This window comes from Bacillus cereus group sp. MYBK108-1 (assembly GCF_051917185.1).
Lineage (GTDB): Bacteria > Bacillota > Bacilli > Bacillales > Bacillaceae_G > Bacillus_A > Bacillus_A cereus.
This window is the reverse complement of record NZ_JBQAHZ010000021.1, coordinates 1-23784: the sequence shown is the minus strand read 5'-3', so window position 1 is coordinate 23784 and position 23784 is coordinate 1. Positions and strand designations below refer to the sequence as shown.

Below are 23784 nucleotides of genomic sequence, written 5' to 3'. Positions count from 1 at the left end.
GACAATATTTGCATGGATTAAAGTCTGTCGTTATTTGAACTTGTAAGAGTGTATGGAGTAATAAGGGAATATACATAATAATGGAGATAGAATTAGTTATTTTATAAGTATGTATAAAGCAAATGAATACGGTAAGAACGGTGATATATGGTACAATAGCTATGGATAGTGATAGAGATAAAGGGTATATAAAATACTCATCGTTTTTTAGTAAGAGAGGGGTTATCTTATGCTATACGAGGATTTGGAGACATTATTTCAAACAGCTCCGAAAGAAGATAGAGGCGGATGGAAATATATAATCCAAGAACAAAATAATACATTTAAAATTGTTGATGAAATACTGAAAAATCAAATGAGTGTCGAATTGTATTTTAATGAATACGATGAGGTGAAAATCACTTTATATAAAGATGGAATTCCCATTACGACTATGCAAAGAATTGCGATTTCAAAAGTTGAATTAGACGAAGATGAAGAAGGTATTCAATTTGTTTTAGAGCGCATGCCTAGTCGAATGATTCGGTTGCAGTTAAAGCCATATTTAGCATTAGAAATGGGGCCGTACTGGGAAGTATGTGATGATTGTGAATGAACATAAAAAAGCATCCAATAACATGGATGCTTTTTTATGTTTTTTGAAGTTGTTTAAACGCAATGATTGGAAGTATAACAATACTTACCCATCCGATGATAGGATATAGAATGTGAAGTAAGTCACTGTAACCGATGTAACTAAAGCAATAACTAATTAGTAAAATGAAGAAAATAATATTGTGATTTTTCCACCCAGTAATAGATTGCATCTGTTTTGTCATACCGAACACATTACCAACTAAAGTTGTGAAAACTTCACCGAAAATAATGAGAACAAAGAAGAAGTGAAAAGTTGCATTAAATCTTCTTATGACTTCAGCCATTGGGATGTTATATTGATAAAATTGATCGACTGATAAGATTGCTAAATGGCTGCATAATAAAATTAAAGAAAGTCCAGCACCACCTAAAATCCCACCCCAAAAAATGGCTTTTCGATCTCTTACTTCACTGGCTAATGGGACGAGAACACTTTGGGCGAGAGAAAGATTTAAGGCGACATATGTAATAGGGCTAGTAATCCATTTCATATTCCAGCTCTCTGCAGGAATAGTGTTGTTAATAGGAGTTGTACCGTGAAAAAAGGTTGTAATAGCAAGTCCGATAATAAAAATCATCATAATAGGTACGACAAGTGTATTTACTTCAAAAACACCTTGTAATCCGCGGCTACTTATAATGAGACAAGCGATAACTGTAATAAGAATACCGAGTTGTCTTGGTAAGCGAAGTTGCTCTTCAAATACTGCACCAGCCCCTGATAACATAACGCTCGTTACGCCGAATAAAACGAGTAATAATAATGTGTTTACAACATTCCCAAATACATCCCCAAATAAATATTTGTTAAATTCTTGCGCTGAAAATGCCCCGATTTGTGATGAAAGTAACATCATCTTTGTGCCAAGCCAAATAAAAAAAAATCCACTTACACATATGCCAATTGTCCCGTATAATCCATTCACTGTGAAAAATTCAACAATTTCTCGTCCAGTAGCAAATCCAGCTCCAACGACAGTTCCGATATAAGTAGCGGCTACTTTCTTTGCTACTTGCCATTGTTGATTGTCCATGTTATCCCTCTTTCTACTATGATGAGCTTGATGTACTATTATGCATATGTATGAGCTTGGACAATTAGACGTATGAAGTGTTTGAAAAAATACATGAATTTAATGATATTAGGGAAGCATTAAAGGTGTTAAAACTTTGTTACATATAAGCCAATTGTTCGAAAGGAAAGGGAATGTATGGTAAAATGTAATTAGGTTATTAAAAGATAAACATTACAAAATGATAAGAGGAGTGATTGTATGAGTACGAAAACAAATGTTGTTGAAGTATTAAACAAGCAGGTAGCAAACTGGAATGTGTTATATGTTAAACTACATAATTATCACTGGTATGTGACAGGGCCACACTTCTTTACATTACATGAGAAATTTGAAGAGTTTTATAATGAGGCTGGAACGTATATTGATGAGTTAGCAGAACGTATTTTAGCTTTAGAAGGTAAACCATTAGCGACAATGAAAGAATATCTCGCAACATCTAGTGTCAGCGAAGGGACAAGCAAAGAATCTGCAGAAGAAATGGTGCAAACATTAGTGAATGATTATTCTGCACTTATTCAAGAATTAAAAGAAGGTATGGAAGTTGCAGGTGAAGCTGGTGATGAAACATCAGCTGACATGCTGTTAGCAATTCATACAACATTAGAACAGCATGTATGGATGCTAAGTGCATTCTTAAAATAACGATAAATATAATAGAAACCCATTGAAAAATTATTTCAATGGGGTTTTTTTATGATTTTTCAGTTTTCTTTTATGCTATAATATAGTAAAAAGGAGGCGATGCGATGTTTCGCTTTTTCAGAACTGGAAAAGAAGAGCGGGAAATTACGAAAGATGAATTAGAACAAGCGATGGCTCAGTTTTTAGAAACGAATGCTAATATCGTTTATACAGTATTAGTAAATGAAGATTATACAGTAAATTATGATTTGTTAAAACCGTATTTACCTGCATTTCCAACAAATGATTTTCTCATAACGAAGGAAACGCTTGAGGTATTTGAACATACAGCAGAAAATTTAAGCCTAGTGAAAGAAATTGATGTCGTACAAAAAGCAGTAGACCAATACGTAACAGAAAAAGAAATGTTCCCAATTGTTGAAGGTAGCGAAGATCGCCTCATATGCGGAATGAAGCTAGGACCTTACTTAAATCGTAGCTTAAAAAGAGACTTATATATTTCAGAAAAACATTATTTAGTTTCAAGTAAACCAGATAGAAAAAAACAAAAGAGCGGGTAGATGTAATGAAAACAACAATACATATATTGTTGTCTTTTTTTGTTTGTTAAAATATTGATTTTTCAGTCTATTATTATTTATACTAAATGTATTGGACAGGGAAGAGTAACTATTAAGCATCATTTTGAGAATAAGGTATTGTTAGCGTGGGTTATACAAAGTGGTATAAAGATTCGCAAAAAATATTATAAAAGGTTTCGGGGGAATTGGTACATGAAAAATAGCATGACTTACATTCAATTATTAAATGAAACGTTACGTTGTTATGCAAATAAAGGAAGTTTTGAAGCGTACAATTATATAATGGAAAACGCTACAGGTGTAATAGGGAATGAGGCGCAAATATATAATTTTAAGTATGCATTCGCAAGTGCATCGGGACTTGAAAAAGAAGCATTACATTTAATGAGAGAGGCCATTATAGAAAAGGGATTCTGGTATGGAAATGAGTATTTAATTTCCGACGAAGATTTAAAATCACTACATAAATTTGAAGAATTTCATACAATGGTGCAATTATGTAAAGAAAGAGAAGAATTAGCACATAAAAAGGAAAGACCAGATGTGAAATATATATACAGCAAGAAAGAAGGAAATCTACTACTTACATTGCACGGTGACCAAGAAAATATTCAAATAGTAGAGCCATATTGGAAATCAGTTTTGACACAAGATTACACGTTAGCTTTACCACAGTCTTCACAAATTCAGTTTTCAGATGGATTTGTTTGGGATGATATAGAGAGAGGGAAAGAAGAATTAAAAGGGCATTACAATAAGTTTATAGAAAACCATACAGTAGAAAATGTAATCATTGGTAGTTTTTCTGCAGGGGCAAGAGTAGCTTTATATACGATTTTGCAAAAAGATATAGAGGTGGATGGTTTTGTTTTTATGGCACCATGGCTTCCCGAGATTGAAGAATGGGATGAGTTGCTAAGAGTGCTGCAGGATAAACATATAAAAGGATATATAGTATGCGGGGATCAAGATGAAGATTGTTTCGAATCCACGCAGCAATTTGTACAACTATTAAGAGAGAAGAATATAGAACATAAGTATAAAGTTATGCCTGACTTAGATCATGATTATCCTATTAACTTTGAAGAGCTATTAAAAGAAGCTATTGAATATATAGGAAATAAAAACAATAAGTAGTAAGAAAAAGAGATGCATCATATGTGATGCATCTCTTTTTAGAATTATAAATTAAAAGCATTTGCTAATAAGCGATAAGACTTTAATTTATGTTCAAATTGATGAGTAATCGTGACAATCATAAATTCGTCAGTATTGTATGCTTTGCTTAAGTTTATTATTTTTTCTTTTACAGAAGACGGATCACCAACAATCATACGTTGACGATTTTCTTTTATACGGAATAAATCATAAGCGCTGTATGAATAATTTTGAGCAGTTTCAATAGAAGGTGTGCCAGTAGTTCGTTTTCCTTGCTCTAATAATAAGATTGATAAATCTAAACTAGAAGCAATTTTTTCCGCTTCTTCATTTGTTTCTCCGCATATAACAAAAATGGCAACGATTGAATTAGGCTTATCTCCTAAAAATGAAGGCTGATATTGTTCTTGGTAAGCCCTCATAACTTCAGGGCCTCCAAAGCCATTAATAAATTGCGCAAATGCGAAAGAAGCTCCGTTGTTTGCAGCAATTTTAGCGCTCTCTCCGCTAGAACCGAGCATCCACATTTCAGGAGACGTTGGGATAACTGGAGTGGCTTTTAAGTTTGCATAGTGATGGTTTTCTGGTACTTGATCATGTAAGTACATTGCAACGTCTGCAATTTGTTCTGGATATTGATCAAGTGAGACCATTTTCCCTTCTTGAAGTGCGCGAGTTGCTATTGGCATACCACCAGGTGCTCTACCAACACCGAGATCGATGCGGTTCGGATACAATGCTTCTAGAACACGGAAATTCTCAGCAACTTTATATGGGCTATAATGCGGTAACATAACACCACCTGAACCGACTCTAATACGGTCCGTTTTTGCGGCAATATGAGAAATAAGTATTTCTGGACTTGAACCAGCTAAGCTTACAGAATTATGATGTTCGGATACCCAAAAACGTGTGAATCCGAGTTTTTCAACTTCTTGTGCAAGCGTAACTGTATGTGAAAAAGCTTGGGCTGCTGTGCTACCATCTGAAATAGGTGATTGGTCTAATACACTTAACTTGATCATAGAATATACCTCTCAATCTTAATGTACATCCTATTATATATTTACTTATGAAAAATGCGTAGTGAAATGCTCAAAATGAAAAGCGGATAATCTTATTTCCGCTTTTAACGAGAAAATCCGCGTTCATAATGATTCATTTCGACTAGATTTAAAATATATTCATAGTTGTCAATTTCACGCTTTAGTTGTTCACGTTCTTTTTCAGATAGTGTCATATTGCTAAGTTTTTTACATAAGTTTTGTTTCTTTAATTCTAAATGTTTTTTTGTACCATCGTAGTCATAAGTGTGTTTCATTTTTAACCACTCCTTCTTTGTAGTTGCTATATTATACGAAGTATAAAGAAAAGTGAGATTTGTCTCTTATGTACTTTTAGTGAATATTCAAATTGCAATGGTGTTATGTTTATGGGGATTTATGAATAAAATGCACTAAACCACTAACGTCCATTTGATGAAGTAAGGGGTGGAATTGTGCAGAAAGATATAATGTATAACACTGAAATGGATGAAGCGTTAAAAGTTATAGATAAAGGATTGAAGAAGACGATAAGCCCAAAACAGATTATTGTAGTGGGAGCTGGTATGGCTGGGTTAGTTTCAGCTTCTTTATTAAAGGCTGCAGGACATGATGTGAAAATTTTTGAAGCAAATAACCGGGTAGGTGGCCGTATAGAAACAGTGAGAATGGAAGATACCGGATTATATTTAGATGTTGGAGCAATGAGAATTCCGTATTCGCATACATTAACGATGGCATATATAAGAAAATTTGGGCTACAGGTGAGTCCTTTTATTAATAGGAATGAGACGGATATTATATACGTAAATGGACGGAAAACGACGTTAAAACAATATGAAAAAGATCCAAGTATTCTAAGATATCCTGTGGAAATGAATGAAGTTGGAAAAACGTCAGAGGAATTATTATTGTTAGCGGTACAGCCCATTATAAATTTTATAAAAAAGAACCCAGAAAAAAATTGGGATATTGTTGTAAAGGATTTTGGGAGATACTCTACTGGACAATTTTTAAAGTATCATCCTTATCAGTATAATACTTACTTTTCGCCAGTAACAATTGAGATGATTGGTGTTTTATTAGATTTAGAAGGTTTTTTGGAACGGTCGTTTGTAGAGACTTTACGCTTTCTATACATTATGCAAGAGGAGAGCGGATTTTGTGAAATTGTGGGCGGGAATGATAGATTGCCAAAGTCATTTTTACCGCAATTAGAAGAGAATATTATATATAATCAAAAATTAATGAAGTTACATCAACACGATAATGGTGTGACAGCTTTCTATCGGAACGAGGAAACTTTTGAATATAGTAGTATTACAGGAGATTTAGTTATTGTTACCATTCCGTTTTCGACAATGCGTTTTGTAGAAGTAGATCCGTTTGATTCTATATCTCATGAAAAATGGAAAGCAATTCGTGAATTACATTATATGCCTGCGACGAAAATAGGAATTCAATTTAAAAGCCGATTTTGGGAAGAACAAGGACAATTAGGTGGCAGAATTATAACAGATTTGCCAATTCGTTATGCCTATTATCCAAGTTATGGAATTGGGGAGAAAGGACCGGCTATGATGTTAGGTAGCTATACATGGTCTTATGACGCGTTGTTATGGGATGGTTTATCAAAAGGGGATCGTATTTATTACGCATTACACAACTTAGCAACAATATTAGGTGGTCAAGTGTATGATGAGTTCATATCTGGAATTTCAAAAAGCTGGACATTGGATCCGTATGCGCTTGGAGGATTTGCACTTTTTCAAGCAGGTCAAGAATCTGAGCTGCAACTAGCGATTGTCAAACCAGAGGGGAGAATATTCTTCGCTGGAGATCATACAACGCTATATCACGGATGGATTCAAGGTGCGATTGAATCTGGAATTCGTGTAGCGGTGGAAGTGAATGAGTAAAAGGTTTTCAATTCAGAAAATTCTTTACTATATAACTTCAGATGGATATTATTATATATAAAAGAAATATAGGGAGTGTTTACAGTGAATCCGTTATTATTCGATTTTCCTTCTGAATTTTATACTGACAGACTTTTTATTCGAATGCCGAAACCAGGAGATGGTAAAGTTGTATATGATGCAATTCAGGCTTCAATAGAAGAACTAAAACCTTGGATGGTGTTTGCACAAAAAGAGCAAACAGAGCAAGAAGTAGAAGAAAGTATTAGAAAATCACATATTCAATTTTTGCAACGTGAGGATTTAAGATTATTAGTATTTTCGAAAGAAACAGGTGAATTTATTGCTTCAGCCGGATTACATCGTATTAATTGGGATATACCTCAATTTGAAATCGGATATTGGATTGATACAAGGTTTAGCGGAAAAGGCTATATGGTAGAGGCTGCGAAAGGTATAACGGATTACGCTTTTTCTGAATTGAAAGCAAACCGTGTAGAAATTCGTTGTGATTCTTTAAATAAGAAGAGTAGAGCGATACCTGAGAAATTAGGTTTTAAGTTAGAAGGTACGTTAGAAAGTGCGAGTGTTGCGGTAGATGGAAACGGATTAAGGGATATGTGTGTATTTGCCATGACTAGAAATACATATGAAAAAGAAGAGCTGTAAAGAAACAGCTCTTCTTTTTGTGTATTATGGTACAGGATGTCCATTAGAGCTTTCGAAAATTGTAAACCATTGTTGACGGTCTAAGTTAACTTTTGTAGCAAGAGCGGCAGTTTTTACGCGATCTAATTTACCAGAGCCAACGATTGGCATCATATTAGCTGGATGAGCAAGTAACCAAGCATACATAACCGTATCGATACTAGAAACACCTAGCTCAGTGGCAACTTTTTGCACAGTTTCACGTACACGTACGGCGCGTTCTGATTGACCAGTAAAAATCTCCCCACCAGCAAGAGGTGACCAAATCATTGGATTGATTCGTTTTTCTTGGCATAAATCAATTGTCCCTTTTTCAAAATGCTCAAGCTGTAATGCAGAAACTTCAATTTGGTTCGTAATAAGTGGGAAATCTAAGTACGAACTTAACATATTAAATTGTGAAGGTAAGAAGTTAGATACACCGAAGTGACGAACTTTCCCTTCTTGTTTTAATTGTGAAAATGCTTTTGCCACTTCATTTGGATCCATAAAAGGATCGGGACGATGAATAAGTAATACGTCAATATAATCTGTATGTAAATTTTTAAGTGATGCTTCTACACTTTGCATAATATGCTCTGTACTAGTATTGTAGTGAGCAACATATCGCTCTGGAAATTTCGGTGATGGGGGAGCGATTCCACACTTTGTAATAATTTGCATGTTTTCTCGTAAGGAAGGCTTTAATTGTAAAGCTTCGCCAAATAACCCTTCACACGTATATGCGCCGTAAATATCAGCGTGATCAAAAGTAGTAATTCCCATATCCATACAATCTTCAATGAAAGAAAGTAATTCTTGTTTCGTCATATTCCATTCTGCTAAACGCCAAAATCCTTGAATAATACGAGAGAATTCTAGCGTTTCAGCCATTTGAACTCGCTCCATTATAAGTACCCCCTTGATGAATAATAATGTTTTGAAAAGGCTTTTTTACTACATGTTATTATATAGTTAATTAGGTGTACAGACAATAAATATGTTTTGCTATAAAAACGCTTTTTTCTATCATGCCTTTCGAGAGGACTCCCATCTCTAAACGTAAATGAAGGTGGTGAGGTGAATCGAAAGAAATATTTTATTTTTGAGAAAAAAACGGAAACGTATGTTCTTTTTTTGCTATAATATCCTTAACAAGGAGGTGAATAAAATGGCAAAAGAAAATCCATCAAACTATAAAACTCTTCAAATCTGGATAAAAAAAGGGCATCGTATGTATTCTTATTTTCAAGAATGTTGTCATAACGCTAAGAATATGTACAACACCACAAACTTTTATATACGCCAGGTGTACACTGGATTAACACAAGAAAAAGAGTTGCAGCCTTTGCAAAAAGAAGTTCTGGATAATATTCATAAAAATATTGGGAAGATGAATGACACACAACGTCTTGTCTATCGGAAGAAATTGGAAAAAGAGAAAGTAAAGCCTAAAGAAGAACAGAAAGAGATTACATGTAATTTGTTTTCAGAACCTAATTTTGAAAAACCTTATGTAGATTACAACTTTCTAGATGCACTATTTAAGGCTATGATTCAAAATGATTATCGAGCTTTGCCTACGCAATGTAGCCAGTCCATCATGAAAGGTTTGTTCCAAAATTGGAAATCTTTTTTTGCTAGTTTAAAAGACTATAAAAAGAATCCAAACAAATATGATGGAATGCCTAGGATTCCAAAGTATATTCGTTCTTCTGAAAAAGAGATTCTGTATACAAACCAAGATTGCATCATTAAAAACGGTAGATTTTTAAAGTTTCCAAAGACGAAATTGCAATTAAATATTGGGAAACTAGGTTTCACTGAAGGTAAACTGAAACAAGTTCGTGTGATTCCAAAATACAATGAATATGTAGTGGAATTGGTAATTGATGTTCCTTCTGAACAACAAATGATTGAAGCGAATGCTCGTTATATGAGTATTGATTTAGGGATTGATAACCTTGCAACCATCGTAACAAACACAGGTATGAAACCTGTCCTTGTTAAGGGCAAACATGTCAAAAGCATAAATCAATATTACAACAAAATGAAGAGTCATTTTACAAGCATTCTTAGAAATGGAAAACAAACGAATGAAGGACCTTTTACTTCTAAAAGGATAGAAAAACTTCATCAAAAACGTTACTTGAAAATAAAAGACGTCTTCCATAAAGTTAGTCACCACATCGTAAAACTAGCTCAAGAAGAAGAAGTTTGTAAAATCGTTATTGGTCAAAACAAAAGTTGGAAACAAGAAACGAATATGGGAAAAAGAAATAACCAATCGTTTTGTCATATCCCGCATAATTTACTGATTCAAATGATTACATACAAAGCAAATGCTGTAGGCATTCAAGTTGTTGTAACTGAAGAATCATATACATCGAAAGCAAGTTTTCTGGATAACGACTTCATTCCAACGTATGGAGAAAATGACCAAAATACAACTTTTTCAGGAAAACGAATAAAGCGCGGTATATATCGTTCAGCAAATAAAACTTTAATTAATGCAGATGTAAATGCTGCGGCTAACATTTTACGAAAAGTAATCCCAAATGCATGGACAAATGGGATAGAGGGGTTAGGCGTGAAACAGCTCGCTAATGTGTTAACTCCCCTGACGTTAATCGTCCGTTAGGTCGAAACGTTAGAAACCCCCACTTCAAGCTTTGTTAAGTGGGGGAGTGTTCATATGCTATAATGTAGAAACATATAGGTATAAGGAGAGGTACGAAATGATTCCAGTAACAATATTAACTGGTTTTCTTGGATCAGGGAAAACGACTTTATTAAATCGTATTTTATCAGAAAATCACGGTAAGAAATTAGCGGTGATTGTAAATGAAATAGGGCAAATTGGCATTGATAATCAGTTGATTATGAATGTGGAAGAAGAAATTATGGAAATGACAAATGGATGTTTATGTTGTACTGTACGTGAAGATTTACTCGTCGCTTTAAAACAATTACTGGACGTAAAAGCAGAAGGGAAAATGGATTTTGATGGTTTAGTAATTGAAACGACTGGCCTTGCAAATCCAGGGCCGATTATTCAAACATTCTTTTTAGATCCAGTCATCCAATCTGCTTACCAAATTAACGGTGTTGTAACGGTGGTAGATAGTTATCATATACATAAACATTTTGAAAAAGGATTAGAAGCAAAAGAGCAAATTGCGTTTGCTGATGTCGTTTTAGTAAATAAATTAGATTTAATTGAAGAGAATGAGAAAGAAAATCTCTTGCATGAAATTCAAGGGATTAATCCGACTGCAAAGTTAATTGAGGCGACTAACTGTGAGGTAGATATACCATCTTTATTACAAATCCAAACGTTTAAAACGAAAGATACGTTGCAAATTTACCCTCATAAAGAACATAACCACTTAGAAGGTGTGAAATCATTTGTATTACGTGAAGAACGTCCGCTGGATTTACAAAAGCTTAATGAGTGGATGTCAGCTGTCGTTCAAGAGCTAGGGGAATATTTATATCGTTACAAAGGAATTTTATCGATAGACGGAGTAGATAAACGTATCGTTTTCCAAGGCGTACATACGTTATTTGCTGCTTCGTACGATAGAGAGTGGCAAGAGGGCGAAGAACGAGTAAGTGAAGTAGTTTTTATCGGAAGAGATATTAATAAAGAGTGGTTCCAAGAACATTTCGAGGAGTGTGTGAAATAAGTCTGCGTAAATTGCAGGCTTATTTTTTATGAACATTCTATTAGATTGCAAAACAGAATTAAATAAGGGAAAGAAACTAAAAATTGATAAATGTATAATAAAAAGCCTGTTTTCACAGGCTTGTATTTTCGTCTATTAGTAACTCCATTACAACACCTACAACTGGACCTTCATCATCAATATCCCCATTTAAGCGGAAACCAAATGATTCATACAGTCCCATTGCAAGTTTGTTGTCTGGATGTAAACTTAAGTAAATTATTTTGCATTCAAATTTTTCTTGTAAGAATTGAATGAGTAAGCGAAGGAAACGTTTTGCGTATCCTTTTCCTTGATATTGTTGGTCAATCATAAAGCGATCGAGCCATACACTTTTATGTTTTACTGAATACCATCCATACATTGCGTATCCTACAAGTGTTTCTCCATCATATAAACCTACTGACGTTCCGTTTCCTTCATATAATGATTCTGCTAAAGAAAACGCGTTATTTTCAATAAATTGTTGCTGATCTTTTGCGACGTCTAAAGCAACTACTGAACGCCAATTTTTTGCTGTTACTTCACAAATGTGAAGATTCATAATTCCAACTCACCTTCTAAATTAATATAGCTTTAAAGCTAATATGGATAATTTTACTTGTTATTTTGGTCAAGTCAAGGATAAATACATAAAAAGGCAGCTGAATAACAGATTCAGCTGCCTAGAAAATATAATGGATTAGTTTGTTGCTTCTTTCAATGTATTTACGTTTTCTTCCATTAAAGTAAAGTAATCTTTATTATTTTTTGCATCATCTTCAGAAATAGTAGCTAAGTGATTTAAGCGTAAAACTTTTGTACCAGTTTCTTTTTGAATAACAGATGCTACTTTTGGAGTAGAGAATGTTTCGAATAAAATATATTTTAGATTATGTTCTTTTACTGTTTTTGTAATGTCAGCAAGCTGCTTTTGAGATGGTTCATCAGAAGCTGAAATTCCAGCGATAGGAATTTGTTTTAGGCCGTATCGTTGTTCCCAATAACCATAGGCAGCATGAGAAACTAAAATTTCTTTCGTTTTTGCGTTCGCTACAGCTGCCTTAAATCCATCGTCTAAATCAGTAAATTTAGTTTGAAGTGCTGCAAAGTTTTTTTCGAATTCTTGTTTATGTTCAGGTTGTAATTCTACAAGTGCATTTTTAATTTTTTCTGCCTGTTTCATTGCTAGAGTAGGATCTAACCAAACATGCGGGTCTTTATCGTGATGATGTTCATCTTCTTTATGGCCATCTCCATGATCATGATGCTCTTCTTCAGTAGAAGCACGAAGCTCAATACCTTTAGATGCATTTACAATTTTAACATTTTCTTTTTGTAATGTTTTTTCCATTTTTTCAGCAAATGGTTCTAATTCAGCGCCGTTATAAACAAATAAATCGGCTTTTGCAACTTGTACTGTTTGTTTTTGACTTGGTTCAAACGTATGTGAATCTGCACCAGGTGGGTAAATCGCTTCAACATTTACATAGTCGCCACCGATTTTCTTTGCGAAATCAGCAAGTGGGAAAATCGTTGTATAAACTGTTAGCTTTCCATCTTTCTTGGCATTACTTTCTTTTTTATTTGAGCAGCCAGCGAAAATTAAGGTAAAAATAAGTAAGAATGAAAATATAGTCAATCTTTTAGGCATGAAGTTCTCCTCTTTTCTTTTTTACGGATATATTTTCCCCAATTATAGAAGAAAAATATCATTTTAATACAAAACGGAATAATTACGTTTTAGTTTGCGAACTTAGTATAATACATCTTTAATAAAGTTGCAATAAATAATAATCATTCCGATTTGTTTTTGTTATAAAGTTGTCAAATATAGGGGTATTATTTTTGCAAATGCATGCATATGTGACAACGCTGTTTTCATATATTGAAAAGGAGGTAAAGAGGGGGATGAGCGCTTGGGTTACTTAATGGAAGCTATTTTATTAATATTAGCGGTAGTATTGCCATTATCTTTCGTATTAATTTTTTTAAGAAGATTAATAAGTAATTTAGGGGACGCTACAACAATAACGAAATTACAAGAGAGAGATGAGAAAAAAGAGTGAGTAAAGCACTATGCGTACGCATAGTGTTTTACTTGTGGTAAAATAAGAGCAGGAAACTCCTAAAGGTTGTATTTTACTGTAGGAGAGAAAAGTAAAATAAGAGGTATATGCATATATGAATAAGCGAACAGCGTTAATACTCGGTGCAAGTGGTTTAGTTGGACAAGAGATAACGCGTCTATTACTTGAATCAGATTACTACGATTCGGTTACTATTTTTGTAAGAGAGCCAATGCAAATGCAACATGAGAAGTTACAGCAGAAACAAGTTGATTTTTCGGTATTAGAGGAATATAAAGAGTTCTTTGCTGTGGATGATGTTTTTAGTTGCTTAGGAACAACAATAAAAAAAGCAAAAACAAAAGCAAATTTTAAAAAAGTAGATTATGAATATACGTTACGAGCTGCTTGTTTAGCTGAAAAACAAGGGGTACAAAATTTCCTTGTCGTGTCTTCTATGGGAGCGAATCCTAAATCATTCTTCTTTTATTCACAAGTGAAAGGAAAAATGGAAGAAGAATTGCAAAAGTTAGTGATCGGTGGTATTCACATTTTTAGACCATCATTATTAGTAGGAAATCGACAAGAATTTCGTTTCGGCGAACGAATGGCTGAAAAGTTATCTCGTATTATTCCGTTTATCTTTAAAGGAGCTTTCAAAAAATATAAACCAATTTCAGCTAAAGATGTGGCGAAAGGGATGTATATAACCGCGCTGCGAGAAGAATCGGGTATCCATACTTATAATTCAAATGAAATTACAACGATAGAATAAATAAAACCGAGAAGAATGACTTCTCGGTTTTATTTATTCGTATGAATTTTTCCTGGTGCTCGCTTATATTGGTGAGGTTCTTGCAATTGAAAGCCAAGTTCATTGGCCGCTATTCTCGGGAAGTACGGATTGCGAAGTAACTCACGTCCGATAAAAATTAAATCTGCTTCGTTATTATTTAAAATTTGCTCTGCTTGTACTCCGGTCGTAATTAATCCAACTGCACCAGTTGCAATGTTAGCATGCTCTTTAATATGTTTAGCATATTGTACTTGATACCCAGGATAAACATCGATGCGTGCAGGGACAACAGCTCCAGAGCTACAATCGATTAAATCTACTCCTTGTTCTTGCATCCATTTTGTATACTGAACATAATCTTGAACTGTTAACCCGTCAGGATGATAATCATTTGCTGAAATACGGACAAATAACGGTCCGTTCCAAACTTCATTTACAGAGTCGATGATTTCGCGTAAGAAACGATAGCGGTTTTCAGGTGAACCACCATATTCATCAGTCCGCTTATTGGAAAGCGGAGAAAGAAATTCATTAATAAGATAACCGTGAGCACCGTGTATTTCAATAACATCAAATCCAGCTTGTTTTGATCGTACTGCAGCTTGCTGAAAAGCTAATACAGTATCTTTAATTTGGTGTTTGCTCATTTCTATTGGCATTTTCATTGTTTCATTAAATGGAATGGCTGAAGGAGCTAACGCATCTGTTTCTAATTCTGCTTTTCTTCCGGCGTGAGCGAGTTGAATGGCAGCTTTTGCACCATTATCATGTATAAAAATAGTCGTTTTATGTAAGCCTTCAATTAGGTTGTCATCCCAAATGCCTAAGTCTTTATTTGAAATTCGACCTTCAGGTAACACGGCTGTTGCTTCAATCATAACTAAACCAACTTGACCGGCAGCTCTTGTTCCATAATGAATGAGATGGAAATTCGTTACTTGGCCATCCCCGTTTTCCGATGAATACATGCACATAGGTGACATAACAATCCGGTTTTTTAATGTAACGTCCTTAATTGTATAAGGTGAAAAAAGTTCGGAATTCATCCAATAGCCTCCTAGATTGAATTTTCTTACATTGTATCATTCTCTTTTTTGTTTCTCTAATAAAACGCTTATACGAAAAATTTTGTATATTCGTGTTACAATGACTAATATGAACTGAATTGGAGGATGGCATATGTACCAGGCTTATTATGAAAGCGAAGTAGGTTTGCTTGAAATTACAGCGAATCAAGAAGGAATTACGTCTGTTATATTTGTTGATGAACGACAAGAAGAAAATAAAAATGAAATGATAGAACAATGTATAAATGAGTTAGATGAATATTTTAAAGGGAAAAGAAAAGAGTTTACGGTCCCGCTGTCTGCGGAGGGAACAGCATTTCAAAAAAATGTATGGGATGCACTTTATACTATTCCATACGGCGTAAGTGCTTCATATTTAGATATTGCAGAGAAAGTTGGAAATACAAAAGCTGTACGGGCAATAGGAGGGGCAAATAGTCGGAATCCAATTTCAATAATTGTTCCATGTCACCGTGTAATAGGAAAGAGTGGAAAGCTTGTTGGATATGCTGGTGGTTTATGGAGGAAAGAGTGGTTATTAAAACACGAAGGTATTTTGAAATGACGTATGGATGGGAAGAGGGATTGTTTTGAAATGTATAAATTGTGGGCAATCTTGCGAGGAGGAACAGTTAAATTGTGCAAGTTGTCAGCGAAACTTGGATAATGAACAAGAGGAAGGTAGCTCGTTAATAGATAAAGAACTAGAAGTATATGTAGGGAGACAATATCCGTATTACAAAAGGAAATGGGAACTTGAGAATAAGCGGATTGCTAGGTGGAGTTGGAATGGTTGGGCTGCTATTTTCAATATAGGCTGGCTAGGATATCGTAAGTATTATGTACCAGCTGCTTTATTTATGTTGTTATTAGTAGCGTGTGATGCATTTTCGTATTATATGGGATTTAATGTAGCGTTGCCAATCATTAATATGGTGCCTCTTACGTTTTTATTACTCATTTTTATTCTGTTTGGAATGGGGATTTTTGCAAATGGATTATACTATCAATTTGCGGAAAGACGTATATACCGAATAAAAGCAAGAGAAATAAAAGATAAATCAGTTGAAAACTATCTAATCAATGATAGCGGCGGAACGAGCAAAATGGGAGCGACAATTGTTACTATTTTAGCAGTTGCCAGCATATTTTTTAGTCATTTCTTTTTTCCGACTGATCGAGACGTTATTCAAAAGGTTCGTACAAGCTCGCTTTATGAATATCCTTTCTTTTCAATAGGTGAATCTTTCGAAAATTATTTTCAAAATTCAGGTTGGATATATTATCGTGGAACGGAAGGGTTAGAATTAGTAGAATTCCAAGGATATAACACCGGAACGCCAAGACAAAAGGTGAAGATTCAATTTGTTGTCGATTATAAATTAGGTGAAGTGGAACCATACTCATTTATGGTTAATGGTGAATCTAAAACTGAAGAAGAGTTTTTGAAGCTGATGGAAGAAATATTTAAAGTTCAAAATCCATTTGATATAGAGGATGGATTACAAGTAAATGCTATTCAAGAAAGCGGCTGGAAAGAAATTTCCGATCGCTTTTTTCTATGTTTGTTAAAATAAATATTTAAAATAATCAGAATCTTTTGTATAATGAAATATATTATATAGGATTTAACTTATACATATAGATTGGGGGAAGGAAGAATGAAGAGAAAGACAACAACAATTGCTGCACTTGCGTTAACGACGAGTGTATTGGTTGCAGGATGTGGGAATGGTGAGAAGGCTTCGACAACGAAGAAAGAATCGAATAAGGGAATGGCAGATAAACAAGTTTTAAATTTGCTAGAAACAGCTGAAATTCCTTCAATGGATACATCTAAATCAACGGATTCTGTATCTTTCCGTGTATTTGTAAATGCAATGGAAGGTTTATATCGTCTAGATAAAGATAATAAACCAACACCAGGTATGGCAAAAGATGTGAAGATTAGTGAAGATAAAAAGACATATACATTTGAATTACGTGATGCGAAATGGTCAAATGGTGATCCAGTTCGAGCACAAGATTTTGTATATGCATGGCAACGTACATTAGACAAAGCAATAGCGGCAGAATATGCATTCATTTTATTTGATGTGAAAAATGCACAGAAAGTAAATAAAGGTGAATTACCAGCAGATCAATTGGGTGTTAAAGCGAAGGATGATAAAACGTTGGTAGTAGAATTAGAGCAACCAGCACCTTATTTTCTTGAGCTTACGTCGTTCCCTACATTTTTCCCATTAAATGAAAAATATGTGAAAGAGCAAGGAGATAAATACGGATTAGAAGCAGATAAATTGGTATATAATGGACCATTTACAATGAGTCAATGGAAACATGAACAAAATTATCAGTTAAAGAAAAATCCTAATTATTGGGATAAAGATACTGTAAAGTTAGACGAAATTAATGTAAGTATTGTGAAGGAAACAAGCACGGGAGTAAATTTATATGATAGTGATCAAGCAGATCGAGTTATTTTAACTTCTGAATTTGTTGATAAATATAAAAAGAATAAGCCAGATGAATTTAAAACGAAGTTAGATCCACGCATATATTTCTTACGTTTTAACCAAAAAAATGCAACATTTAAAAACCAAAAAGTACGTGAAGCGATTGATTTAGCATACGATAAAAAAGGAATTGCTGATGTCATTTTAAATGACGGTTCATTGCCAGCATATTTCTTAGTACCTGAAAAATTCACGACAGGTCCGGATGGAAAAGATTTCCGCTCTGTAAATAAAAACTTCCGTGATAGTAAAGATAATGCAGAGAAAGCAAAAAAATTATGGGAAGAAGCGAAGAAAGAGCTTGGTCAAGATACAATTACGGTTGAATTACTAAACGATGATAACGGTAGCCGTAAAAAAGTGGGCGACTTTATTAAGGAAGAACTAGAGAAAAACTTGCCTGGTATTAAAGTGAATTTGAAACAGCAACCATACAAGCAGAAGCTAGATTTAGAAAAGAAATTCCAATATGAATTCTCATTATCTGCATGGAGTCCTGATTATCCGGATCCAATGACTTATATTGATATGTTTGTTACTGGAAGCTCATTTAATGAAATGGATTATTCTAATCCGAAGTATGATGATTTAGTAGCGAAATCAAAAGGAGAGCTATTAAAAGATGATAAAGCACGCTGGAATGCACTTGCGGAAGCTGAAAAAATCTTAATTGGTCAAGACGCAGCAATTTCTCCTACGTACCAACAAAGTACAGCTTATTTAGAGAAGCCATTTGTAAAAGGCATTGCTAACCATACGTTTGGCGGGGACTTCAGTTATAAATGGGCATATATTACAAAAAAATAGTATAATAAAAGATGAGTGAATTTTCGCTCATCTTTTATTTGTATAAGGAGGAATTATAGTTGTTAAGAGGAATCAATCATATTTGTTTTTCGGTATCTAATTTAGAAAACTCTATTATGTTTTATGAAAAAGTATTAGAAGGAGAATTATTAGTTAAAGGAAGAAAATTAGCTTATTTTAACATATGTGGAGTATGGATAGCGCTTAATGAAGAGACGCATATTCCGAGAAATGAGATTCATCAATCTTATACGCACATTGCATTTTCTGTTGAACAAGAAGACTTTAAATGTCTAATACAGCGATTAGAAGAAAATGATGTTCATATTTTACAAGGAAGAGAACGTGATGTAAGAGATTGCGAATCTATATACTTTGTTGATCCTGACGGTCATAAATTTGAGTTTCACTCAGGGACACTGCAAGACCGTTTAAATTATTATAGAGATGAGAAACCTCATATGACATTTTATTAGGGAGGGATAGCATTTGCATGCACTTGTAATTGGTGGAACAGGAATGCTAAAGAAAGTTTCTATGTGGCTTTGTGAGAAAGGATTTTATGTTTCTATTATCGGGCGAGATGAAGTGAAATTAGAAAATGTTAAGCGAATGAGTTCTGCACCAGAAAATATTACATGCCTTTCGTTAGATTATCATAATGATGAAGATGTAAAGCTAGCTATTAAAAGTACAATTAAGAAAAATGGCCCAATCACATTAGTTGTTGTATGGGTACACACAAGTGCAAAGCATGCACTATCAAATATTTGTAAAGAACTAGATTTGTCGTCTAAAACATATAGTTTATTTCATATTTTAGGTAGTAAAGCATCACGTATGCCTGCACAAAAAATAGGGAGTACGCGATGTATTTATCATAGAATTATTTTAGGCTTTATTTTAGAAGATACATATGGAAGATGGCTTACTCATGAAGAGATAGCTGATGGAATTATAAAAGGGATTGAAAGTAAACGAGCGGAGTGGATTGTAGGGAGAGTTGAACCGTGGGAATTACGACCAACATGGTGAGGGGGAGTAAGAAATGAAAACAACTATATATGTAACAAGGCATGGTGAAACAGAGTGGAATGTAGCGAAGCGAATGCAGGGACGGAAAAATTCTGCTTTAACTGAAAATGGTATAGTTCAGGCGAAACAATTAGGGAATCGAATGAAAGATTTACCAATCCATGCGATCTATAGTAGTCCGAGCGAAAGAACACTTCATACGGCAGAGTTAATAAAGGGGGAACGTGATATACCCATTATAGCGGATGAGCATTTCTATGAAATCAACATGGGTATATGGGAAGGACAAACAATCGCGGATATAGAAAAGCAATTTCCAGAAGAAGTACATCTGTTTTGGAATGAGCCACATCTTTTTCAGTCAACATCAGGCGAAAATTTTGAGGCTGTTTATGAAAGAGTAATTGAAGGGATGCAGCTTCTTTTAGAGAAGCATAAAGGACAAAACATATTGATTGTGTCTCATGCGGCAGCAGCAAAATTACTTGTAGGGCATTTCGCGGGAATTGAAATAGAAAATGTGTGGGATGATCCATTTATGCATAGTGCCAGTTTGAGCATAATAGAATTTGAAGAGGGTATCGGTAAAGTGAAACAATTTGCAGATATAAGTCACTTTCAATAAATGTAAAAAAGGCCGCAAAACGGCCTTTTTTTGGTGGTATAAAAACTAGCAGTTACGTTTTTTATACCAGAAGTGATCGAATTTCTTATTTTTGCAAGATGGGAATTTATGTCCGCCTTTGCAATCATTCCATTTGTGTCCGCTATCGTGACAGTCTTTACCATGATCACATGAATCATCGCAAGAGTGACCGTGTCTGTTAGGGAAGAATTCGCATTTTTTACAGAAACTTCGTTTTGTCCAGAAAAATTTCTTTTCAAAGCGTATGCATTTTGTAATGAATGTACAATGTTTTCTGCGAGTACGTTTCGTAACTAATACGCATTCTTTTCTACGCGTTACTTTCGTAACGAACGTCCATTTTTGAACACGTACACGAGTACATTTCGTAACAAATGTCCATTTTTTCACATGCGTACATTTTGTAACGAACGTACAATGTTTCACGCGAGTACATCTTGTTCTTGGACATTTACCCCCAGTTGTACATTTACATCCAGTTGTACAATGATGATGAGTGAATTTATCATCATCGCATTCAAAAGTACTTGGATCTTGGTGTAAGAAATCCTCCATCCCAGCACTTTTGATTTCTTCGACAGCTTTTCTAATATCACGTTTCATAGAAATCCTCCTTATCATGTATTAAAGTGAAAAGGTATTCTTTTTCCTTAACATGATATGTATGTAGGCATCTTTCTGAACAGGACAAGAGTGTAATTTTATATAAATAGATGATTGCGGATGTATGGACAAGAAAAGGCGCATACATTGAAGGAAGAGAACTGAGAAGGGATGAGAAAACATGCTGCCTTCATATGATTTTTTTGTTCATCCAATGTACTTAGTGGAATTGAAAAAGGACATTTGGTCAGATAGTCCAGTGCCAGCAAAATTAACTTATGGAAAAAAGAAGTATGATATTGATATCGTATACCGAGGAGCTCATATTCGCGAATTTGAGAAAAAGTCTTATCATGTTATGTTTTATAAGCCTAAAAAATTTCAAGGTGCGAAAGAGTTTCATTTGAATTCGGAGTTTATGGATCCGTCTCTCATACGAAATAAATTATCTTTAGATTTTTTTCATGATATTGGTGTACTTTCGCCAAAATCACAACATGTATTTATAAAAATTAATGGTCAAATTCAAGGTGTATATTTACAGTTAGAATCGGTTGATGAAAATTTTTTGAAAAATAGAGGATTACCGAGTGGTTCTATTTATTATGCGATAGATGATGATGCGAATTTTTCATTAATGAGTGAACGAGATAAAGATGTTAAGACAGAGCTCTTTGCGGGTTATGAATTTAAATATTCGAATAAAAATAGTGAAGAACAGCTGAGTGAATTTGTATTTCAAGCGAATACTTTGACGAGGGAAGCCTATGAAAAAGAGATTGGGAAGTTTCTACATGTAGATAAATATTTACGATGGTTAGCAGGAGTTATTTTTACGCAAAACTTTGATGGTTTTGTTCATAACTATGCACTATATCATAACGATGAAACAAATTTATTTGAAGTTATACCGTGGGATTATGATGCGACTTGGGGGCGAGATGTACAAGGGAGACCCCTTAATCATGAATATATTCGCATTCAAGGTTATAATACGTTGAGTGCAAGATTGCTAGACATACCTGTATTTAGAAAGCAGTATCGACGTATTTTGGAAGAAATATTAGAAGATCAATTTACAGTTTCGTTTATGAGGCCGAAAGTAGAAGGGTTGTGTGAATTGATTCGTCCATATTTACTACAAGATCCATACATGAAAGAAAAATTAGAAACATTTGATCAAGAGGCTGATATGATTTATGAATATATAAATAAGAGAAGAAAGTATATACAAGACCACTTACATGAATTGGATTAATTTTGAAAGAGATTGAAACGTTATCAATCTCTTTTTTTTGTATAATAAAGATGTATCAATAAAAATGAAGTAATATATTTGATAGAGAATGGGGATGCGGATATATGACGATTAAATGGATTGATTGGGTAAAACAAATACAATCTATAGCTCAAGCAGGTTTAACGTATTCTAAGGATGTGTATGATATTGAACGTTTCCAGCAATTACGAGATATTTCTATTTCAATGATGTCACATTACACGAAAACAGATTGGGAAATCGTAGAGAAGTTATTTGCAAGTGAGACAGGCTATCAAACACCTAAAGTTGATATAAGAGCGGTTGTTTTTCAAAATGAAAAGTTATTATTTGTGAAAGAAAAAAGCGATGGGAAATGGGCATTGCCAGGTGGATGGGCTGATGTCGGTTATACGCCAACCGAAGTTGCAGCAAAAGAGGTTTTTGAAGAGACTGGTTATGAGGTAGATCATTTTAAGTTACTAGCTATATTTGATAAAGAAAAACATCAACCATCTCCATCGGCAACGCATGTATATAAGATTTTCATTGGATGTGAGATTATTGGTGGAGAAAAGAAAACTAGCATTGAAACAGAAGAGGTGGAGTTTTTTGGTGAAAATGAATTGCCTAATTTATCATTTGCTAGAAATACAGAAGACCAAATTAAAGAGATGTTTGCCTACATGAAAGACCCGCAGAAAGAGAAATTAATAGATTAATCCTGCTTGAATTGTACATATTGTTAAAATGAAGATATTGGCAGATTGCAGCCTTTATGTAATAATGGGATGGTATGTGAAGAAAAAAGGAGATAAAAAAGAACATGTTAGCAAACATAATAGATCAGTTATTGCAATTTTTTGCAAGCTTAGGTTACTTTGGGGTAGCTCTTGCTTTAATGATTGAAGTAATCCCAAGTGAAATTGTACTTTCGTATGCTGGCTTTTTAGTAGCGAATGGTAAAATTAGTTTTGTTGGTGCAGTTATCGCCGGAACGATTGGTGGTACTTTAGCACAAATCTTTTTATACTGGCTTGGATACTACGGAGGGCGTCCGGTTGTAGAGAAATATGGGAAGTATCTACTTATTAATAAACATCATTTAGACATAGCGGAAGGTTGGTTTAAGCGTTATGGAGCAGGCGTAATATTTTCTGCGCGCTTTATCCCAGTAGTACGTCATGCGATTTCTATTCCAGCAGGACTAGCTAAGATGCCATTAAAACTATTTACACTTTATACGGTTGTAGCGATCATTCCGTGGTCAATTCTATTTATATACTTAGGTGAAAAACTTGGTGGGAATTGGCGACAAATTAAAGAGTATGCATCTGATTACACACATTACATAATTATAGGAGCTGTTCTTTTTATTGCTCTATACTTTGGTTTAAAGTATTTCAAAAAGAAAAAAGCAGCGCGTTAATGAAGTGACCCCTAAAAGTTAGACACGGTTATTTCATTAGGCAGCTTGATAAAAATGAGTCCGGTATTGCACCGGGCTCATTTTTAATTTTGCCTTTATCCGTTTTGTA

At 34.3% G+C, this 23784-nt stretch carries 27 protein-coding genes; 19 read left to right on the top strand and 8 right to left on the bottom strand.

The features are described 5' to 3' along the window. The first annotated feature begins 229 nt into the window (after positions 1-229). On the top strand, positions 230-595 hold the full coding sequence (locus ACTFSL_RS23065; RefSeq protein ID WP_000965068.1) for a DUF3979 family protein: 366 nt from the start codon (positions 230-232) through the stop codon (positions 593-595). A gap of 34 nt (positions 596-629) precedes the next feature. Here the strand turns inward: ACTFSL_RS23065 and ACTFSL_RS23060 are convergent, their stop codons facing one another. Then, positions 630-1670, bottom strand: a complete 1041-nt coding sequence (locus ACTFSL_RS23060; protein ID WP_400155101.1) for a YkvI family membrane protein — start codon at positions 1668-1670, stop codon at positions 630-632. A 240-nt stretch (positions 1671-1910) separates the two neighbouring features. On the opposite strand from ACTFSL_RS23060, the gene ACTFSL_RS23055 reads away from it, so the two are divergent. The 3 genes from ACTFSL_RS23055 (at position 1911) to ACTFSL_RS23045 (ending at position 4072) form a co-directional block, all read left to right on the top strand. Further along, positions 1911-2354 (top strand): Dps family protein, encoded by a 444-nt coding sequence (locus ACTFSL_RS23055; protein ID WP_000105199.1) that lies wholly within the window; start codon positions 1911-1913, stop codon positions 2352-2354. Positions 2355-2458: 104 nt separating this feature from the next. Further along, positions 2459-2914, top strand: a complete 456-nt coding sequence (locus ACTFSL_RS23050; RefSeq protein WP_000488210.1) for a DUF3939 domain-containing protein — start codon at positions 2459-2461, stop codon at positions 2912-2914. Positions 2915-3127: 213 nt separating this feature from the next. Further along, positions 3128-4072: an alpha/beta hydrolase gene (locus ACTFSL_RS23045; protein WP_440042458.1), complete on the top strand. Its 945-nt coding sequence runs from the start codon at positions 3128-3130 to the stop codon at positions 4070-4072. Positions 4073-4116: 44 nt separating this feature from the next. On the opposite strand, the gene ACTFSL_RS23040 is transcribed toward ACTFSL_RS23045, so the two are convergent. Beyond that, the gene (locus ACTFSL_RS23040; protein ID WP_000594045.1) at positions 4117-5118 is read right to left on the bottom strand and encodes an LLM class flavin-dependent oxidoreductase; all 1002 of its coding nucleotides are present in this window, start codon (positions 5116-5118) and stop codon (positions 4117-4119) included. 104 nt (positions 5119-5222) lie between these two features. Next, a complete protein-coding gene (locus ACTFSL_RS23035; RefSeq protein WP_440042456.1) occupies positions 5223-5414 on the bottom strand; it encodes a DUF3896 family protein in 192 nt (63 codons plus the stop codon). Positions 5415-5591: 177 nt separating this feature from the next. Here ACTFSL_RS23035 and ACTFSL_RS23030 point away from each other — a divergent pair, with 177 nt between their 5' ends. After that, positions 5592-7055, top strand: coding sequence for a flavin monoamine oxidase family protein (locus ACTFSL_RS23030; RefSeq protein ID WP_119683209.1), 1464 nt, complete (start codon positions 5592-5594; stop codon positions 7053-7055). Positions 7056-7139: 84 nt separating this feature from the next. Further along, positions 7140-7724, top strand: coding sequence for a GNAT family N-acetyltransferase (locus ACTFSL_RS23025; RefSeq protein WP_001068736.1), 585 nt, complete (start codon positions 7140-7142; stop codon positions 7722-7724). A 24-nt stretch (positions 7725-7748) separates the two neighbouring features. On the opposite strand, the gene ACTFSL_RS23020 is transcribed toward ACTFSL_RS23025, so the two are convergent. After that, a complete protein-coding gene (locus ACTFSL_RS23020; RefSeq protein ID WP_000442785.1) occupies positions 7749-8651 on the bottom strand; it encodes an aldo/keto reductase in 903 nt (300 codons plus the stop codon). Between the two features lie 262 nt (positions 8652-8913). On the opposite strand from ACTFSL_RS23020, the gene ACTFSL_RS23015 reads away from it, so the two are divergent. Beyond that, positions 8914-10383 (top strand): RNA-guided endonuclease InsQ/TnpB family protein, encoded by a 1470-nt coding sequence (locus tag ACTFSL_RS23015; RefSeq protein ID WP_001040870.1) that lies wholly within the window; start codon positions 8914-8916, stop codon positions 10381-10383. A 97-nt stretch (positions 10384-10480) separates the two neighbouring features. Continuing rightward, entirely contained in the window at positions 10481-11431 is a 951-nt protein-coding gene (locus ACTFSL_RS23010; protein ID WP_000613422.1) for a CobW family GTP-binding protein, read from the top strand. A 112-nt stretch (positions 11432-11543) separates the two neighbouring features. Here ACTFSL_RS23010 and ACTFSL_RS23005 read toward each other — a convergent pair whose 3' ends face one another. Both ACTFSL_RS23005 and ACTFSL_RS23000 read right to left on the bottom strand, forming a co-directional pair. Further along, positions 11544-12014 (bottom strand): GNAT family N-acetyltransferase, encoded by a 471-nt coding sequence (locus ACTFSL_RS23005; RefSeq protein WP_086409191.1) that lies wholly within the window; start codon positions 12012-12014, stop codon positions 11544-11546. A gap of 138 nt (positions 12015-12152) precedes the next feature. Next, positions 12153-13103 carry a metal ABC transporter substrate-binding protein gene (locus ACTFSL_RS23000; RefSeq protein WP_001126151.1) on the bottom strand — a complete coding sequence of 317 codons (951 nt, stop codon included), beginning with the start codon at positions 13101-13103 and terminating at the stop codon, positions 12153-12155. Between the two features lie 265 nt (positions 13104-13368). On the opposite strand from ACTFSL_RS23000, the gene ACTFSL_RS22995 reads away from it, so the two are divergent. After that, complete coding sequence (locus tag ACTFSL_RS22995; protein WP_000540932.1) at positions 13369-13518, top strand: hypothetical protein; 150 nt, start codon at positions 13369-13371, stop codon at positions 13516-13518. A gap of 115 nt (positions 13519-13633) precedes the next feature. Continuing rightward, a complete protein-coding gene (locus tag ACTFSL_RS22990) occupies positions 13634-14293 on the top strand; it encodes an oxidoreductase (protein WP_065704316.1) in 660 nt (219 codons plus the stop codon). 29 nt (positions 14294-14322) lie between these two features. On the opposite strand, the gene namA is transcribed toward ACTFSL_RS22990, so the two are convergent. Further along, positions 14323-15360 (bottom strand): NADPH dehydrogenase NamA, encoded by a 1038-nt coding sequence (gene namA, locus ACTFSL_RS22985; RefSeq protein WP_440042453.1) that lies wholly within the window; start codon positions 15358-15360, stop codon positions 14323-14325. Positions 15361-15493: 133 nt separating this feature from the next. Here namA and ACTFSL_RS22980 point away from each other — a divergent pair, with 133 nt between their 5' ends. The 6 genes from ACTFSL_RS22980 to ACTFSL_RS22955 all read left to right on the top strand — a co-directional run bounded on the left by ACTFSL_RS22980 (position 15494) and on the right by ACTFSL_RS22955 (position 20364). Then, a complete protein-coding gene (locus tag ACTFSL_RS22980; RefSeq protein ID WP_000283913.1) occupies positions 15494-15946 on the top strand; it encodes a methylated-DNA--[protein]-cysteine S-methyltransferase in 453 nt (150 codons plus the stop codon). A 7-nt stretch (positions 15947-15953) separates the two neighbouring features. Next, a complete protein-coding gene (locus ACTFSL_RS22975) occupies positions 15954-16958 on the top strand; it encodes a DUF2628 domain-containing protein (RefSeq protein WP_080009045.1) in 1005 nt (334 codons plus the stop codon). 84 nt (positions 16959-17042) lie between these two features. Continuing rightward, the gene (locus ACTFSL_RS22970; protein ID WP_000824273.1) at positions 17043-18704 is read left to right on the top strand and encodes a peptide ABC transporter substrate-binding protein; all 1662 of its coding nucleotides are present in this window, start codon (positions 17043-17045) and stop codon (positions 18702-18704) included. 59 nt (positions 18705-18763) lie between these two features. Then, entirely contained in the window at positions 18764-19180 is a 417-nt protein-coding gene (gene fosB / locus ACTFSL_RS22965) for a FosBx1 family fosfomycin resistance bacillithiol transferase (protein ID WP_000943769.1), read from the top strand. 13 nt (positions 19181-19193) lie between these two features. Next, entirely contained in the window at positions 19194-19739 is a 546-nt protein-coding gene (locus tag ACTFSL_RS22960) for a short-chain dehydrogenase (RefSeq protein ID WP_086409189.1), read from the top strand. 13 nt (positions 19740-19752) lie between these two features. Continuing rightward, positions 19753-20364, top strand: a complete 612-nt coding sequence (locus tag ACTFSL_RS22955) for a phosphoserine phosphatase 1 (protein ID WP_000858827.1) — start codon at positions 19753-19755, stop codon at positions 20362-20364. Between the two features lie 45 nt (positions 20365-20409). Here ACTFSL_RS22955 and exsB read toward each other — a convergent pair whose 3' ends face one another. Then, positions 20410-20988: an exosporium protein ExsB gene (gene exsB / locus ACTFSL_RS22950; protein WP_000817498.1), complete on the bottom strand. Its 579-nt coding sequence runs from the start codon at positions 20986-20988 to the stop codon at positions 20410-20412. A gap of 181 nt (positions 20989-21169) precedes the next feature. On the opposite strand from exsB, the gene cotH reads away from it, so the two are divergent. The 3 genes from cotH to ACTFSL_RS22935 all read left to right on the top strand — a co-directional run bounded on the left by cotH (position 21170) and on the right by ACTFSL_RS22935 (position 23675). After that, positions 21170-22246: a spore coat protein CotH gene (cotH, locus tag ACTFSL_RS22945; RefSeq protein WP_086409188.1), complete on the top strand. Its 1077-nt coding sequence runs from the start codon at positions 21170-21172 to the stop codon at positions 22244-22246. Positions 22247-22350: 104 nt separating this feature from the next. Beyond that, positions 22351-22968, top strand: a complete 618-nt coding sequence (locus ACTFSL_RS22940) for an NUDIX hydrolase N-terminal domain-containing protein (protein ID WP_086409187.1) — start codon at positions 22351-22353, stop codon at positions 22966-22968. A gap of 104 nt (positions 22969-23072) precedes the next feature. Beyond that, positions 23073-23675, top strand: coding sequence for a DedA family protein (locus ACTFSL_RS22935; RefSeq protein WP_000880691.1), 603 nt, complete (start codon positions 23073-23075; stop codon positions 23673-23675). The last annotated feature ends 109 nt before the right edge of the window (positions 23676-23784 follow it).

Coding starts and splice junctions, on each gene's coding strand:
- ACTFSL_RS23065 (WP_000965068.1), top strand. CDS start 230: ATGCTATACGAGGATTTGGAGACATTATTTCAAACAGCTCCGAAAGAA.
- ACTFSL_RS23060 (WP_400155101.1), bottom strand. CDS start 1,670: ATGGACAATCAACAATGGCAAGTAGCAAAGAAAGTAGCCGCTACTTAT.
- ACTFSL_RS23055 (WP_000105199.1), top strand. CDS start 1,911: ATGAGTACGAAAACAAATGTTGTTGAAGTATTAAACAAGCAGGTAGCA.
- ACTFSL_RS23050 (WP_000488210.1), top strand. CDS start 2,459: ATGTTTCGCTTTTTCAGAACTGGAAAAGAAGAGCGGGAAATTACGAAA.
- ACTFSL_RS23045 (WP_440042458.1), top strand. CDS start 3,128: ATGAAAAATAGCATGACTTACATTCAATTATTAAATGAAACGTTACGT.
- ACTFSL_RS23040 (WP_000594045.1), bottom strand. CDS start 5,118: ATGATCAAGTTAAGTGTATTAGACCAATCACCTATTTCAGATGGTAGC.
- ACTFSL_RS23035 (WP_440042456.1), bottom strand. CDS start 5,414: ATGAAACACACTTATGACTACGATGGTACAAAAAAACATTTAGAATTA.
- ACTFSL_RS23020 (WP_000442785.1), bottom strand. CDS start 8,651: ATGGAGCGAGTTCAAATGGCTGAAACGCTAGAATTCTCTCGTATTATT.
- ACTFSL_RS23015 (WP_001040870.1), top strand. CDS start 8,914: ATGGCAAAAGAAAATCCATCAAACTATAAAACTCTTCAAATCTGGATA.
- ACTFSL_RS23010 (WP_000613422.1), top strand. CDS start 10,481: ATGATTCCAGTAACAATATTAACTGGTTTTCTTGGATCAGGGAAAACG.
- ACTFSL_RS23005 (WP_086409191.1), bottom strand. CDS start 12,014: ATGAATCTTCACATTTGTGAAGTAACAGCAAAAAATTGGCGTTCAGTA.
- ACTFSL_RS23000 (WP_001126151.1), bottom strand. CDS start 13,103: ATGCCTAAAAGATTGACTATATTTTCATTCTTACTTATTTTTACCTTA.
- ACTFSL_RS22990 (WP_065704316.1), top strand. CDS start 13,634: ATGAATAAGCGAACAGCGTTAATACTCGGTGCAAGTGGTTTAGTTGGA.
- namA (WP_440042453.1), bottom strand. CDS start 15,360: ATGAATTCCGAACTTTTTTCACCTTATACAATTAAGGACGTTACATTA.
- ACTFSL_RS22980 (WP_000283913.1), top strand. CDS start 15,494: ATGTACCAGGCTTATTATGAAAGCGAAGTAGGTTTGCTTGAAATTACA.
- ACTFSL_RS22975 (WP_080009045.1), top strand. CDS start 15,954: ATGGGAAGAGGGATTGTTTTGAAATGTATAAATTGTGGGCAATCTTGC.
- ACTFSL_RS22970 (WP_000824273.1), top strand. CDS start 17,043: ATGAAGAGAAAGACAACAACAATTGCTGCACTTGCGTTAACGACGAGT.
- ACTFSL_RS22955 (WP_000858827.1), top strand. CDS start 19,753: ATGAAAACAACTATATATGTAACAAGGCATGGTGAAACAGAGTGGAAT.
- exsB (WP_000817498.1), bottom strand. CDS start 20,988: ATGAAACGTGATATTAGAAAAGCTGTCGAAGAAATCAAAAGTGCTGGG.
- cotH (WP_086409188.1), top strand. CDS start 21,170: ATGCTGCCTTCATATGATTTTTTTGTTCATCCAATGTACTTAGTGGAA.
- ACTFSL_RS22940 (WP_086409187.1), top strand. CDS start 22,351: ATGACGATTAAATGGATTGATTGGGTAAAACAAATACAATCTATAGCT.
- ACTFSL_RS22935 (WP_000880691.1), top strand. CDS start 23,073: ATGTTAGCAAACATAATAGATCAGTTATTGCAATTTTTTGCAAGCTTA.